Source organism: Mesorhizobium sp. WSM1386 (assembly GCF_055901595.1).
Genome location: NZ_CM148373.1, coordinates 3,618,985 through 3,633,671, shown reverse-complemented (window position 1 = coordinate 3,633,671; position 14,687 = coordinate 3,618,985). Strand labels below are relative to the sequence as shown.

Sequence of the window (14,687 nt, the reverse complement as noted above, 5' to 3'; positions counted from 1 at the left end):
GCGCGCGGCCTTGACGGGCTGCGCCTCCTGACCCACAAAGCCGCTCATGAGCAGCCCCCACGACGTCGTCATCACTGGCATCGGCCTTGTCTCCTCGCTGGGAGAAGGCCCTGACGCACACTGGCAGAAGCTCTCGCAGCCAGGCCTGCAGCCGGTGCTCGAAGCCGCGCGCTTTGCGCCCTACACCGTCCATCCACTGCCCGAGATCGACTGGAACCTGCAGATCGCCAAGCGCGGCGACCAGCGGCAGATGGAAACCTGGCAGCGGCTCGGCACCTACGCCGCGGGACTTGCGCTGGATGACGCCGGCATCAAGGGCAATGACGAACTGTGCACGACCATGGACATGGTGGTGGCCGCCGGCGGCGGCGAGCGCGATGAGGCGGTCGATGCCGCCATTCTGGCCGCTTCGGAAAACCGCAACGACCGCGATGTGCTGCTCAACGAGAAGCTGACGACGGAATTGCGGCCGACTTTGTTCCTGGCCCAGCTCTCCAATCTGCTCGCCGGCAACATCTCCATCGTCCACAAGGTGACGGGCTCGTCGCGCACCTTCATGGGCGAGGAAGGTGCCGGCGTCTCGGCCGTCGAGACGGCGGCCGCGCGCATCCGCTCGGGCCAGTCGACGCATGTCCTGGTCGGCGGCGCCTTCCAGACCGAACATTCCGACATGCTGCTCGGCTATGAACTTGCCGGCTATCTGCATCGTGGCCCCTGGAAACCCGTCTGGCAAAGACAGGGCACCGAGGGCGGTGGCGTGGTGTCGGGCTCCGGCGGCGCCTTCCTGGTGCTGGAGCAGCGCGAGCACGCGGCAAGCCGTGGGCGCAAGATCTATGCCGAGCTCGGGCCGGTCGTCTCCGGCCGCGCGAGACGTTCGCGCGGGGAACTCGACGCCGAGATCGCAGCCCTGCTCAGCCGTGCGGCCTTGCCGAATGGCAAGTTGCTCGCAATGTCCGGCGCCTCTGGCGCGCATGCGGCGACCATCGCCGAGAAAGCGGCCCTCGATGCTGTCGAGGCAATCGCGGCGCGCGGCTTCTCGACACTGACCGGGCATATGAAGGAAGCGCAGTTTCCGTTCGCCGTGGCCCTGGCGGCACTGGCCGTCGACCGCAAGGCTGGCTACCCTGTCTTCGATGCCACAGCCGAGAAGCCGTTCGAAGGCATTCCCGCAAGCGTCCTTGCAACGGCGATCGGCTATCACCAATTCGAGGGCATGGCGCTGGTCAACGCCGCGTAACGCGGCTCCGCGATCCATGCTGCAACGACAAGAGGGCTCCCGAATGGCCAATCTCAGAGATCACATGGGCAGGCCAATCGTCGCCGTCACCGGCATCGGCGTGGTGACCTCGCTTGGCGTCGGCAAATCAGACAACTGGGCGGCATTGACCTCCGGCAAGTCAGGCATCCATCCGATCACCCGCTTTCCCATCGATCAACTGAACACCCGCATCTCCGGCATGGTCGACTTCCTGCCGTCGAGTTCGAAAGGCGCGAGCCCCCTCACCTACGAGTTGGCCGAGCTTGCGGGTATCGAAGCCGTGGCCGAAGCCGGTCTTGATTCCAACGACTTCGGCGGACCGCTCTTCCTCGCCTCGCCGCCGGTCGAACTTGACTGGGCCGAGCGCTTTTCGCTCTACAATTCCGACAAGGACAAGGATGACACCGCCGCCGAAAGACTGCTCCGGGTGGCGCGCAGCTTGAAAGAGCTGGATATTTTCGAGACTACCCAGTTCGGTTCGATCGCCGACCGCCTTGCCGACCGCCTTGGCACACGCGGTCTTCCGATCACGCTGTCGACGGCTTGCGCCTCGGGCGCCACCGCGATCCAACTCGGTGTCGAGGCGATACGCCGTGGCGAATGCAACCGGGCGCTTTCGATCGGGGCCGACGGCTCGGCGACCGCCGAGGCACTGATCCGTTTCTCGTTGCTTTCGGCCCTCTCGACGCACAACGACATTCCCGAAAAAGCATCGAAGCCTTTCTCCAGGGATCGCGACGGCTTCGTGCTGGCCGAGGGATCCGGAGCGCTGGTGTTGGAATCGCTTGAGGCGGCTTTGGCTCGCGGCGCCACCATCCTTGGCATCCTGGGCGGTTGCGGCGAGAAGGCTGACGACTTCCACCGCACCCGCTCGAAGCCGGACGCTTCGCCGGCCATTGCCGCGGTTCGCGCCGCGCTGGCCGATGCCGGCCTGGGTGAAGACGAAATCGACTATGTCAACGCCCACGGCACGTCGACACCGGAGAACGACAAGATGGAACATCTGGCGCTGTCGACGGTGTTCGGCGAGCGCATAAGCTCCATGCCGGTCTCGTCGAACAAGTCGATGATCGGCCATACATTGTCGGCGGCCGGCGCTGTCGAGGCCGCTTTCTCGCTGATGACGATGCGCGAAAGCGTCATTCCGCCGACCATCAACTACGACAATCCGGACCCCGCGATCGTGCTCGACGTGGTGCCGAATAAGAAGCGCAATGCCGAGGTTCGCAGCGTTTTGTCGAACTCCTTCGGCTTCGGTGGCCAGAACACTTGCCTTGTCATGGCGCGGGAACCGGTCTAAGCGACCTTTTTCAGCCATACAGAACCGACAGGCCTCATGCGCGCACTGCAACTTATCGAGGACCGCCGTCTTGAAACGGTGGACCTGCCGCCCCCGCCGCCACCCGCACTCGGCGAAGTCACGCTGCGCATCAAGGCGGTGGCCCTGAACCATATCGACGTCTGGGGCTGGCGCGGCATGGCCTTCGCCAAGCGCAAGCTGCCGCTGGTCGTCGGCGCCGAAGCCTCCGGCGAGGTCGAGGCGGTCGGTCCCGGTGTTTCCAGCCTGCTGCCCGGACAGTTGGTGTCGATCTACGGGGCGCGCACCTGCGGCCTCTGCCGCGCCTGCCGCGAAGGTCGCGACAATCTCTGCGAGCATGTCTCGGGAGTCCACGGCTTCCACCTCGACGGCTTCGCGCAGGAGAAGATCAACCTGCCAGCGCGCCTGCTCGTCCCCGCTCCTCCCGGCGTGACCGATATCGGGGCCGCAGTGGCGCCCGTGACCTTCGGCACCGTCGAGCACATGCTGTTCGACAACGCCAGGCTTCAGCCCGGCGAGACGATCCTGGTCCATGCCGGCGGATCCGGCATCGGCTCGGCGGCGATCCAACTGGCTAAGCGCATGGGCTGCACAATCATCACCACGGTCGGCTCCAACGACAAGATCGACAAGGCCAAGGCGCTCGGCGCCGACCATGTCATCAACTACCGTGACGACCGTTTCGAAGGCGTCGTGCGCAAGCTGACCAAGAAGAAGGGCGTCGACGTCGTCTTCGAACATGTCGGCGCCGACACTTTCGCCGGCTCGATGCTGTGCCTGAAGCGCGGTGGCCGCTTGGTGACCTGCGGCTCGACGTCGGGCGTGTCGACACAGATCAATTTGATGCAGCTGTTCCAGCAGCAGCTGAAACTGCTGGGATCCTTCGGCTGCCGCATGGAAAACATGGCCAACGCCATGCAGAAGATGGCGGCGGGCCAAGTCTCGCCGGTCATCGACACCGAGGTCGGCTTCGATGACATCGATGCGGCGCTGAAGCGCATGGAAGGCCGCGACGTCTTCGGCAAGATCATCCTGCGCGTCGTCTAGAGCCTTGATTTCGGTGCTCAAGAAGTTTCGCCGCGATCTCAGGTTTCGCTACGGCAGACAGCTGCGCCAGGTGAACTACTGGCTGGTTGCGCGCGCCGCGATGATCATCATCTCGATACTGCGCCTGCTGCCGGTCGACGCCGCGCTGAATTTCGCCGACCGCGTCGCGCGCCGTATCGGCCCCTGGGTCGGGCGTCATCAGGTCGCCATCGACAATCTGCGCAAGGCCTACCCGCAAAAGAGCGAAAGCGATATCCAGGCCATTGCGTCGGACATGTGGGGCAACATGGCCCGGCTGGCCGCCGAATACATCTTTCTCGACGCCCTGTTCGACTACGACCCCGCCTCGAGCAAGCCGGGCCGCGTCGAGGTCAAGGGAACGGAGCACTTCGTCGAGATAGCCGCCGAAAAGCAGCCGCATATCGTCTTCACCGGCCATCTCGGCAATTTCGAACTGCTGCCGGTGGCCGCCGCGACCTTCGGCATGAACATCACGGCGCTGTTTCGCCCGCCCAACAACCCTTACCTTGCCGATTACATCCTCTCGACGCGCCGCTCGACCATGGGTTCCCTGCTGCCGTCGATGGCCGGTGCCTCGTTCGCATTGGCGGGCATCCTGGAGAACGGCGGTAATATCGGCGTCCTTGTCGACCAGAAATTCTCCAACGGCCTGGAGACGACCTTCTTCGGCCGTCCCTGCCAGAGCAACCGCGTGCTGGGCACGCTCGCCCGCCACTACGACTGCGATGTCTATCCGGCGCGCTGCGTCAGGCTGCCAGGCAACCGCTTTCGGCTCGAGATCGAGGACAGACTGGTCCTGCCGCGCACCGCCAACGGCAGCGTCGACGTCTACGCCACCACCCAGATGCTGAATGACGTGGTCGAGCGCTGGGTGCGGGAGGATCCCGGCCAGTGGATGTGGTTCCACAAAAGGTGGGAGATCAGCAACTGGCGTCGCAAACAGCGCCCGAAGCCGACTCCAGTCGCAAACACCTAATGCATGTCGCCCAAACTGATCTGGTTTTGGGAGAACGAGATGCATAAGCAAAGACTTAAAGCGCGTCGCATGAATCTGTTTCGTCGCGACGCGCTTTAAGCAAGGCCTATGGCAAGAAAACGCGTTTTACGCCAGCCGATCATGTACCGGCGAAATCAGGCGCTCAGTTGGAGACGACAATGCGCGTGTTGCCGAATCCCACTTCCCGCACCATCGAATAGAAGGCCGCGGCATTGGCAGTGTGCAACCGCACGCAGCCATGCGAAGCCGGGCGGCCGAGCTGCCTGACGGCGCCGGTTCCGTGGATGGCATAGCCGCCATGGAAGAACACGGAATATGGCATCGGCGACATATGGTATTTGCGCGAATACCACATCCGGGCCGTGCGTTGCGGCCGATAGTTGCCACGCGGCGTGAAATAGCCGGTGCGCGCGGTCGACACGCTCCACCTGTAAACCGACAGCCCATACCGGACCGTCATCGTCTGCGAAGATACGTCTATGTTCGCCTCGAGGCTGGCTGCCCAGCCCTGCCCCGAAGCGCCGAACAGCATCGCGACAAATACGGCCGCCATGAGAATCGTCTTTTTCATGCGATCAAACCCCTTTGATTGCCCCTTGCTTGCCTGCCTGCCATCACGATGTTTTTCATCTTTTTAATGGCAGGTGAATGAAGTAACACACACTCATTGACCAATTGGCCAATCCAAAGCAGAGAATTTGAACGATTTCCCGCGATAGTTGCCGCATCGACACGCCGCACCGGCCTGATCACCAGCGGGCTTGCAAAACCGCCGATATCGCTGCTCAACTCGTCGTATGAACGAGCGACTCCTCAAGGCAATCGACAGCAAGCGCGACGATGTCGTTGCGCTGACCGCCGACCTCATCCGTTTTCCGACCATCAATCCGCCTGGCGAAGCCTATGGGCCATGCGCCGAATACATCGGTGCGCGGCTGAAGAAGCGCGGCTTCGAGACGGAATTCATCCGCGGCGAAGGCACGCCCGGCGATACGGATCGCTATCCGCGAATCAATGTCGTCGCGCGATTTGACGGACGCTCTCCAGGCGCCTGCGTCCACTTCAACTCGCATATCGACGTCGTCGAAGCCGGCGATGGCTGGACCGTCGATCCCTTCGCCGGCGTCGTCAAGGACGGCAAGGTCTACGGCCGCGGCGCCTGCGACATGAAGGGTGGGCTCGCCGCCTCCATCATCGCTGTCGAGGCCTTCATGGAAGTATTCCCCGACTTTCCCGGCGCCATCGAGATATCGGGCACGGTGGACGAGGAATCCGGCGGCTTCGGCGGCGTCGCCCATCTGGCCGGGCTCGGCTACTTCTCGAAGCCCAGGGTCGATCACGTCATCATCCCCGAGCCGCTCAACAAGGACCGCATCTGCCTTGGCCATCGCGGCGTCTGGTGGGCGGAAATCGAGACCAAGGGCGAGATCGCGCATGGCTCCATGCCGTTTCTCGGCGACAACGCGGTGCGCCATATGGGCGCTGTACTGCAAGCTTTCGAGGACGAGTTGTTCCCCGCGCTTGACCGCAAGATGACGCGCATGCCGGTGGTGCCCGAAGGGGCGAGGCGCTCGACCATGAACATCAATTCGATCCATGGCGGCCAGACCGAGGATTTCCGGCCCGGCCTGCCCTCGCCCAACGTGCCCGATTCCTGCCGGCTGACCATCGATCGCCGCTTCCTGCTCGAAGAGGATCTGGCCACGGTCAAAGGCGAGGTGACCGGCATTCTCGACCGGCTGAAGCGCGAGCGCAAAAAGTTCGACTACGAGATACGCGACCTGATGGAAGTGCTGCCGCTGATGACCGAGCGCGACGCACCCGTGGTCAGGGCCGTGGCGCAAGGCATTCATGCGATCTTCGACCGCGAGCCGGACTACGTCATTTCGCCCGGCACCTATGACCAGAAGCACATTGCCCGCATCGGCCACATCTATGATTGCATCGCCTATGGACCCGGCATTCTCGACCTTGCCCACCGGCCGGATGAGTGGGTCGGGATATCGGACATGGTGGAATCGGCCAAGGTGATGGCGATCGGGCTGAACATGCTGCTGCGCGGCACGGCCGCAGGCTGAGGCCCGCCGCCAGGCAAGCTTCGACCGATCGAAACGGCCGCCAGGAGAAAAACTTTCCCAACCACGACGCCCGGCAGCACGAAACGCAATTTACTCCCGCGCGAAATCACGCTTCTATCACCCGGTTTGAGCACGTGTCTGAACGCATGGGAGTGCACGATGAGATTGTGGAAAACCATTCTGGCCGCGGCCGTCCTGGCGCTGGCCGCCGGAAGCCCGGCCTTTGCCGCGCGCACCGACCTTGTCATCGGCATTCCGCTCGAGCCGCCGCATCTCGACCCGACCGCCGGTGCCGCAGCCGCCATCGATGAGGTGCTCTACGCCAATGTGTTCGAAGGCCTGACACGCATCGGCCCGAATGGCGAAGTGCTGCCGGACCTGGCCGAAAGCTGGACCATTTCCGACGACGGCAAGGCCTATACTTTCAAGCTGCATACCGGCGTGAAATTCCACGACGGCGCCGACTTCAGCGCCGACGACGTGAAATTCTCGCTGGACCGCGCCCGCGCCGACAATTCGGTCAATGCTCAGAAGAACCTGTTCGCGGCCATCGACAAGGTCGATGTCATCGATCCGGCGACGATCAAAGTTACGCTGAAGAACCCGCAAGGGTCTTTCCTTTACAATATGGGCTGGGGCGACGCGGTGATGGTGTCGCCAAAATCGGCTGACACCAACAAGGAGAACCCGATCGGCACCGGTCCGTTCAAATTCCAGGGTTGGGCCAAGGGATCGTCGATCACGCTGGTGAAAGCCGATCATTATTGGGGCACGCCGGCATTCCTCGACAAGGTCGAGTTCCGCATCGTGCCCGATGCCGCCGCCAACGTGCCAGCGCTGCTGTCTGGCGACATCCAGGCCTTCCCGTTCTTCGATCCCGACAGCCTGGCGCAGGTCAAGGACGACCCGCGTTTCAAGGTGGTGATCGGCTCGACCGAGGGCGAAACCATCCTGTCGATCAACAACAAGAAGCCGCCTTTCGACAAGCTGCAGGTCAGGCAGGCGATCTCCTACGCGCTCGACCGCAAGGCAATCATCGACGGCGCCTCGGCCGGCCTCGGCCAGCCGATCGGCTCGCACATGTCGCCGGCCAACAAGGACTATGTCGACCTCACCGGCCGCTATCCGCACGATGTCGCCAAGGCCAAGGAATTGCTGAAGGAGGCAGGCCTGGAGAACGGCTTCAAGGCGACGCTGAAGCTGCCGCCGCCCGGCTATGCGCGGCTTGGCGGCGAGATCATCGCCTCGCAGCTTCGCGACGTCGGCATCAACCTCGAAATCTTACCGGTCGAATGGGCGCAGTGGCTGGACCAGGTGTTCACCAAGAAGGACTACGACCTGACCATCGTCTCCCACACCGAGCCCAACGACATCGATATCTATTCGCGCAAGGATTACTATTTCAACTATGACAATCCGGCCTTCGACAAGGTGATCGCCGACCTCAACCTCACCTCCGACGCGGCCAAGCGCAAGGAGTTGCTCGGACAGGCACAGAAGATCCTGGCCGACGACGCCGTGGTCGGCTTCCTCTATGAATTGCCGAAGGTCGGCGTCTGGGACGCCAAGCTGCAAGGGCTGTGGGAGAACGCACCGATCCAGGCCAATGACCTGACCAAGGTGAAGTGGAGCGAGTGAACACTCAGGCTGTCTGGCGGAACTTGCGCTCTGTCACACCCCCCTCTGCCCTGCCGGGCATCTCCCCCGCAAGGGGGGAGATTGCGTCCTCCTTTATGCTTTCGCCAATCGCCGACGTTGAACACTGGTCGACGATACAGAAACTGCTGATCTCCCCCCTGTTTGGACCGGGGACATCGCGAACAGGTGTGCGAGGACATCGCGAACAGTTTTGTCACTTATCGTCTGCAGAGGTTGAGGTCGACTGTTTCTATTTTCTGATGTCTGAAGAAGGCTTGGAAGACGCCGTCCTTTCCGGTGGGGATGAAGGCCACGGCTTTTCCGCCAAATGCCTTGGAGAGGCGCAGGATGTAGCCACACAAGGCGACGCGGCCCTCTTTCTGGACCTTGCGAACGATGGCGGCTTTTGGGTAGTCGAAGGCTTCGACGACCTCGCTGAAGGAGCGCGGGGAGGGTGTGTATCTGTCGAGGGGGACGCAGCCGTTGAGGCCATCGTGAGGTCTCTCGGCGTTGTAGAGGTCGCGCCAGGCATCGAAGGCATTCTGCGCGCCCTCGATATTTTCGAAGGCAGGTCCGGCCATCGCCTCGGCCTTGAGCGAGCGGTGAAAGCGTTCCTCCTTGCCCAGCGTCTGCGGGTGCAGGGGCCTGGAGTGGGAGACGGCGACGCCGTGTTCGATCAGCCAGACGGTGAAACGTGTGAAGTTGCTTCGTCCACCATCTCCCCATGGCGGACCGTTGTCGAAAGCCATGCGCTGCGGCTGTCCATAGCGGCGAAAGGCGGCAATCAGGTGGGCTTTGACCGTTTCGCCGGTCTCGTTGATGCAAGCCTGCAGCACGACAGAGAAGCGCGAATGATCGTCGAGCGCGGTCAGCGGATGCAGCCGGCCGCCCTGCCGCAATGCCACATGGCCCTTGAAGTCCATCTGCCACAGATCGTTGGGGGCGGCATGCTCGAAGCGCCCGAACGGCTTGGCTCCACCCCCCAGCAAGCCCAGCTCGACGCCGTTGCGATGCAGGATCCCGGTCACCGTGGAGGGTGCAGGCGAACCGGTTCCTTCGCGCCGCAGCACCTTGGCGATCTTGCGTCCGCCCCAGGCCGGGTGTGCCCGGCGCATGCCAAGAACCGCCGCCTCGACCGCATCGACGCTGCGCGACGGGCTCGTCGCCGGGCGGCGCGACTGCTCCGCGAGCCCGGCCTCGCCATGGGCGCGATACCGCGCAATCAACTTGTGACCACAGGTGCGGCCGATCCCGAAACGACGACAAAGCGCACTGACATTGCTGCCGTCCTGCGCAGCAAGACGCACAAACTCCAACTTCCCATCCATCACACTGGTGTCCCCAAATGGCATCGCGAACCTCCCGGCGCAAAGCACGCCAAACTGTTCGCGATGTCCTCGCACACCTGTTCGCGATGTCCCCGGTCCAAACACCCCCTTGCGGGGGAGATGTCCGGCAGGACAGAGGGGGGTGCGCAGGAACTCGACCTTCGCCCGTTTGCAACAGGGCTCCGCCACCGCCCATGACCGCCTACCTCCTCAAGCGCCTCGCAATAGCGCTCGCCACGCTGGTGCTGGCTTCCATGGTGGTGTTCGCGGTGCTGGAAATCCTTCCCGGCGACCCCGCCCGGCTGATGCTGGGCATGAACGCCAGCGCAGACCAGGTCGAGTTGCTGCGTAACCAGATGGGCCTCAACGCACCGCTGCCTTGGCGCTACCTGCACTGGGCCGGCGGCCTGCTCAGCCTCGATTTCGGCCGCTCCTATACCTATTCGGTGCCGGTCATCGATCTCGTGCGCGAACGGCTTGCCGTGTCGCTGCCGCTGGCGCTGATCGCGCTTGTGCTGTCCACGGTCATCGCCATTCCGGTCGGCCTGTTTTCCGCCAGCCGGCGCGGACGGGCCGGCGACACCGTGGCAATGGGCGCGGCGCAGCTTGGCGTCGCCGTGCCCAATTTCTGGTTCGCGCTGATGCTGATCTATGTCTTCGCGGTCTGGCTGCGCCTGGTTCCGGCCGGTGGCTTTCCCGGCTGGGGAGCCGGTGTCTGGCCGGCGCTGAAATCGCTGCTGTTGCCGGCGGTCGCGCTTGCCTTGCCGCAAGCGGCGATCCTGGCACGTGTCACCCGCTCGGCGCTGATCGAGGTGCTGAACGAGGATTACATCCGCACCGCCCGCGCCAAGGGCCTGCCCTATCGCGCCGTTCTTTGGCGGCACGCACTGCGCAATGCCATGATCCCGGTGCTGACCATACTCGGACTGCAATTCGCCTTCCTGCTTGCCGGCACCATCATCATCGAGAATGTTTTTTATCTCCCCGGCCTCGGCCGGCTGGTGTTCCAGGCCATCACCCAGCGCGACCTGATCGTCGTCGAAAGCGTCGTCATGCTGCTGGTCGCCGCCGTCATAGCCGTCAACCTCATCGTCGACCTTTCGTATGCGGTCGTCGATCCGCGCCTGAGAAGCCGGCAATGACCCTGCACATCGACATTCCCGAGGAAACGTTCGGCAGCATCCTGGCCAAGGCATTCCGGAACACCGCTTTCGTCACCGGCTTCGTCATCACCTTGCTCATCCTGGTGATGGCCATCATCTCCTATGTCTGGACGCCCTACGATGTAACGAAGCTGCTCATAGCCGACAAGACGCAGGGACCCTCGCCGGCGCATTGGTTCGGCACCGATCATTTCGGCCGCGATATCCTGTCGATGATCATGGTCGGCGCCCGCAATTCGATTGCGGTGGCTTTTGTAGCGGTCGGCATCGGCATGGGCGTCGGCGTGCCGCTCGGCGCCTTTGCCGCTGCGCGCGGCGGCCTCGTCGACGAGGCGCTGATGCGCATCAACGACCTCGTCTTCGCCTTCCCCGCCCTGCTGTCGGCGATCATGATCACCGCCATCTTCGGGCCGGGCGCCGTCAACGCCATCATCGCCATCGGCATTTTCAACATTCCGGTGTTCGCACGGGTCGCCAGGGCCGGCGCGCTGGCGATCTGGCCGCGCGAATTCATCCTGGCCGCGCGCGCCGCGGGAAAAAGCAGCACGCAGATATCGATCGAGCATGTCTTGCCCAACATCGTCACGCTGCTTCTGGTGCAAGGCACCATCCAGTTCGCGCTGGGCATCCTGGCCGAAGCCGGGCTTTCCTATCTCGGCCTCGGCGCGCAGCCGCCAATGCCAAGTTGGGGCCGCATGCTGTTCGACGCCCAGACCCGCATTGTGGTGGCGCCGTGGATGGCGATCTTTCCCGGCATGGCGATCGTCGTCACCGTGCTCGGTCTGAACCTCCTGGGCGACGGCATCGCCGACATCCTCGACCCGAAATCGCGGCGGCGGCGATGAGCCTGCTGGAGATCGAGAACCTGTCGCTCGCCATCGGCGACACGCCGATCCTGAAAGGCGTGGAGCTCTCCCTTGCATCAGGCGAAGTCATGGGGCTGGTCGGCGAATCCGGCTCCGGCAAATCGATGACCGCGCTGACGGTGATGCGGCTCCTGCCCCACGCCGCGCGCGCCACCGGGCGCGTCACATTCGATGGTATAGATATCCTCGCCGCGACGGAGGACCAGATGTGCGCGCTGCGCGGCGACGACATCGGCATGGTGTTCCAGGAGCCGATGACGGCTCTCAATCCGGTCAAGACCATCGGCGAACAGGTAGCCGAAGGCATACGCTGGCACACCAAGGCCACACGCGCGGAAGCCGAGGAGCGAGCGCGAAAAATGCTCGACCGCGTCGGCCTTCCCTCGGCCAAATTTCCACTGTCGCGCTATCCGCACGAGTTGTCCGGCGGCCAGCGCCAGCGCGTCGTCATCGCCATCGCCTGTGCGCTGAAGCCGAAGCTGCTGATCGCCGACGAACCGACGACGGCCCTCGACGTGGTGCTGCAGGCGCAGATCCTCGACCTCCTGCGCGATCTCGTGGCGGAGAGCCGCATGGGCCTGCTGCTGATCTCGCACGACCTCGCCGTGGTGACCGAGATGGCCGACCGCATCACCATCCTGCGCCATGGCGAGGTGATGGAGGCCGGCGATACTGCACGCACGCTGTCCGAACAGCTCCACCCCTACACGCGCCAACTGGCGCAAGCCTCGATGCATGTGCCGGCGCGCGCCAAGCCGCATGGCGCTGGAACAGGCAAGCCCCTGCTTCAGGTCGAGAACGTGACCCGTGACTATGCCGGCCGGCGCACCGCGCTGTTCAGGCGCGCGCCCGACATCCGCGCCGTCGACGATGTCTCCCTGTCGATGGCGCCGGGTCAATCAATGGCGCTGGTCGGCCGCTCCGGCTGCGGCAAGTCGACGCTTGCCCGGATGATCCTGGCACTGGACCGGCCAAGCGCCGGCACGATCCGGTTTCGCGGCGACACCATCACCGGCAAGCGCGAACCAGAACTGAAGCCGGCGCGACGCGACATGCAGGTTGTCTTCCAGGATCCCTATGGCTCCTTCGATCCGCGCCAGAAGGTGGAAAGGCTGGTCGCCGAGCCGCTGCATGTGCTGGAAAAGAAACCGACCCGCGCCGAGCGTCGCGAGATGGTGGCGCATGCGCTGCACGAGGTTGGCCTCGGCATCAGCGACATGGACAAGTACCCGCACGAATTTTCGGGTGGCCAGCGCCAGCGCCTGTCGATCGCCCGCGCCATCATCACCCGCCCCAAGCTGGTCGTTGCCGACGAGCCGGTCTCGGCGCTCGACGTCTCGATCCGCGCCCAGATCCTCGATCTGTTCGCCGAACTCAACCAGAAGCTTGGCATAGCCTATCTCTTCATTACCCATGACCTGACCGTCGCCCGAGCCATCACCGACGAGGTGCTGGTCATGCATGACGGCAAGATCGTCGAGCGCGGCAGGACGAACGAGGTGCTCGATCATCCGCAATCCGAGGCCGCCAAGGCGCTGGTTGCCGCCGCCCCGGACCTGCACAGGGCAATCGCGCGCCGGATGCGGGAGCAAGGTTAAGAAGGCGGTTCGCCCTACTCTTCCGCCTTCACCACATCGACTGGACTGATGTCGAGCAGATCGAGTGTGCGGCGCAGCAGGCGCACCTCGGTCTCTGCCAGTTGCGAATCGGCCTTGGCGATCTCCGCCATATGCTGCGCCAATTGCTTGCGCCGTTCGACGTCGAGATCGCGGAACAGTGCAATCGCCTGCGAGCCGTTGGTCTCGTAGCCGAACTCGTTGAGATATTCGATAACGCTGTCGATGCTGCTTTCCTGGATGCCGAAGGCGTCTTTGCAGATGCGCCGGAAGGCCACCATCTCGCTCTCGCTGACTGTGCCGTCGGCCAGGATCATGCGGAACAGCATCAGAAGTTCGGCCGACAGGACGGGATCGTCCGCCACCTTGCGCACACCGGGATCGCCATCGAAGATCGAGCGTATCTGGTCCAACAATGCGAATGCCATCGGTGCCCCTTTCCGATTCCTCTCCCCTAGAGTTAGCGCGGAATCGGCCTTGCGCAAATGGGGTGGTCGTGATCGAACGCCCGCTATCTCAGCCGACCGACGCTCCCACGGATCAGATGATCGATCTCAGCATCCAGACAGTTGCCATGCTCGCCTTCGCCGCCTTTGCGGCGGGCTTCGTCGATTCGATTGCCGGCGGCGGTGGACTGATCACCATTCCGGCGCTGCTGCTGGCCGGCTTCTCGCCGGTCGAGGCGCTTGGGACCAACAAACTGCAAGGCATGTTCGGCTCCGGATCGGCGACAATCCATTATGCCTCCAAGGGCCATGTCGATCTGCGCCGGCAATTGCCGTCGGCGCTGCTGGCGCTCGCCGGAGGCGCCGTAGGCGCGTTGCTGGCCACCATCGTCCCGGGTGATCTCCTGCGCGCCCTGCTGCCGCTGATACTGATCGCCATCGCCCTCTATTTCGCGCTCAAGCCCAACATGAACGACGTCGACCGCGCTGAACGCCTGTCGCCATTCCTGTTTGGACTGACCCTTGTGCCGGCAATCGGCTTCTATGACGGCCTGTTCGGGCCTGGAACCGGCTCTTTCTACATGCTCGCCTTCGTCGCCCTGGCCGGCTACGGCGTGCTCAAGGCGACGGCGCATACCAAACTGCTCAACTTCACCTCCAACATTGGCGGCTTCATCGTCTTTGCCGCCGTCGGCGTCATCTCCTGGAAGATCGGCCTGATGATGGGCGTCGCCCAGTTCCTCGGCGCCCGCGTCGGCGCCAGCCTGGCCATGCGCATCGGCGCCAGACTGATCAAGCCGCTGCTGGTGGTCGTCTGCGTCGCACTGGCGGTGAAGCTGCTGGCCGATCCGGCCAACCCGCTTCGCGTCATGATTGGTGTGTGACCACACGCCCTGATAGAATGCCGCTGT

The 14,687-nt window shown here is 63.6% G+C and carries 14 protein-coding genes; 10 read left to right on the top strand and 4 right to left on the bottom strand.

Features of this window, described 5'->3' with window-relative positions; all coding sequences use genetic code 11:
- The first annotated feature begins 46 nt into the window (after positions 1-46).
- Genes AC0NIH_RS17815 through AC0NIH_RS17800 form a run of 4 tightly spaced genes read left to right on the top strand, consistent with a single transcriptional unit; the run spans position 47 to position 4,620 of the window.
- The gene (locus tag AC0NIH_RS17815; protein ID WP_023763432.1) at positions 47-1,237 is read left to right on the top strand and encodes a beta-ketoacyl-ACP synthase; all 1,191 of its coding nucleotides are present in this window, start codon (positions 47-49) and stop codon (positions 1,235-1,237) included.
- A 43-nt stretch (positions 1,238-1,280) separates the two neighbouring features.
- Positions 1,281-2,558, top strand: a complete 1,278-nt coding sequence (locus tag AC0NIH_RS17810; RefSeq protein WP_473467269.1) for a beta-ketoacyl-ACP synthase — start codon at positions 1,281-1,283, stop codon at positions 2,556-2,558.
- Between the two features lie 36 nt (positions 2,559-2,594).
- On the top strand, positions 2,595-3,623 hold the full coding sequence (locus AC0NIH_RS17805) for a zinc-binding dehydrogenase (protein WP_013895022.1): 1,029 nt from the start codon (positions 2,595-2,597) through the stop codon (positions 3,621-3,623).
- Between the two features lie 13 nt (positions 3,624-3,636).
- The gene (locus AC0NIH_RS17800) at positions 3,637-4,620 is read left to right on the top strand and encodes a lipid A biosynthesis lauroyl acyltransferase (RefSeq protein ID WP_473467271.1); all 984 of its coding nucleotides are present in this window, start codon (positions 3,637-3,639) and stop codon (positions 4,618-4,620) included.
- Between the two features lie 163 nt (positions 4,621-4,783).
- Here AC0NIH_RS17800 and AC0NIH_RS17795 read toward each other — a convergent pair whose 3' ends face one another.
- Both AC0NIH_RS17795 and AC0NIH_RS17790 read right to left on the bottom strand, forming a co-directional pair.
- Positions 4,784-5,212, bottom strand: coding sequence for a L,D-transpeptidase (locus tag AC0NIH_RS17795; RefSeq protein WP_023763430.1), 429 nt, complete (start codon positions 5,210-5,212; stop codon positions 4,784-4,786).
- Positions 5,209-5,430: a hypothetical protein gene (locus AC0NIH_RS17790; protein WP_473467274.1), complete on the bottom strand. Its 222-nt coding sequence runs from the start codon at positions 5,428-5,430 to the stop codon at positions 5,209-5,211. Before AC0NIH_RS17790 ends, AC0NIH_RS17795 begins: the two co-directional genes overlap by 4 nt.
- An 8-nt stretch (positions 5,431-5,438) precedes the next feature.
- Between AC0NIH_RS17790 and AC0NIH_RS17785 the strand changes: the two genes are divergently transcribed.
- Together AC0NIH_RS17785 and AC0NIH_RS17780 are read left to right on the top strand one after the other, a co-directional pair.
- Complete coding sequence (locus tag AC0NIH_RS17785; protein WP_473467276.1) at positions 5,439-6,719, top strand: acetylornithine deacetylase/succinyl-diaminopimelate desuccinylase family protein; 1,281 nt, start codon at positions 5,439-5,441, stop codon at positions 6,717-6,719.
- A gap of 159 nt (positions 6,720-6,878) precedes the next feature.
- Positions 6,879-8,357, top strand: coding sequence for an ABC transporter substrate-binding protein (locus tag AC0NIH_RS17780; RefSeq protein WP_473467277.1), 1,479 nt, complete (start codon positions 6,879-6,881; stop codon positions 8,355-8,357).
- 218 nt (positions 8,358-8,575) lie between these two features.
- Here the strand turns inward: AC0NIH_RS17780 and AC0NIH_RS17775 are convergent, their stop codons facing one another.
- Positions 8,576-9,709 (bottom strand): IS481 family transposase, encoded by a 1,134-nt coding sequence (locus AC0NIH_RS17775; protein WP_473467279.1) that lies wholly within the window; start codon positions 9,707-9,709, stop codon positions 8,576-8,578.
- Between the two features lie 170 nt (positions 9,710-9,879).
- Between AC0NIH_RS17775 and AC0NIH_RS17770 the strand changes: the two genes are divergently transcribed.
- From AC0NIH_RS17770 to AC0NIH_RS17760, 3 genes are read left to right on the top strand one after another with little or no spacing between them, the layout of a single operon-like run.
- Entirely contained in the window at positions 9,880-10,827 is a 948-nt protein-coding gene (locus tag AC0NIH_RS17770) for an ABC transporter permease (RefSeq protein ID WP_473467282.1), read from the top strand.
- Positions 10,824-11,693, top strand: coding sequence for an ABC transporter permease (locus tag AC0NIH_RS17765; RefSeq protein ID WP_473467285.1), 870 nt, complete (start codon positions 10,824-10,826; stop codon positions 11,691-11,693). The genes AC0NIH_RS17770 and AC0NIH_RS17765 overlap by 4 nt, the downstream gene beginning before the upstream one ends.
- A complete protein-coding gene (locus tag AC0NIH_RS17760) occupies positions 11,690-13,312 on the top strand; it encodes an ABC transporter ATP-binding protein (RefSeq protein ID WP_473467287.1) in 1,623 nt (540 codons plus the stop codon). The genes AC0NIH_RS17765 and AC0NIH_RS17760 overlap by 4 nt, the downstream gene beginning before the upstream one ends.
- Positions 13,313-13,326: 14 nt before the next feature.
- Here the strand turns inward: AC0NIH_RS17760 and AC0NIH_RS17755 are convergent, their stop codons facing one another.
- Positions 13,327-13,758 carry a TerB family tellurite resistance protein gene (locus tag AC0NIH_RS17755; RefSeq protein ID WP_023763424.1) on the bottom strand — a complete coding sequence of 144 codons (432 nt, stop codon included), beginning with the start codon at positions 13,756-13,758 and terminating at the stop codon, positions 13,327-13,329.
- A gap of 116 nt (positions 13,759-13,874) precedes the next feature.
- On the opposite strand from AC0NIH_RS17755, the gene AC0NIH_RS17750 reads away from it, so the two are divergent.
- On the top strand, positions 13,875-14,660 hold the full coding sequence (locus tag AC0NIH_RS17750; protein WP_023763423.1) for a TSUP family transporter: 786 nt from the start codon (positions 13,875-13,877) through the stop codon (positions 14,658-14,660).
- Positions 14,661-14,687 lie beyond the last annotated feature (27 nt).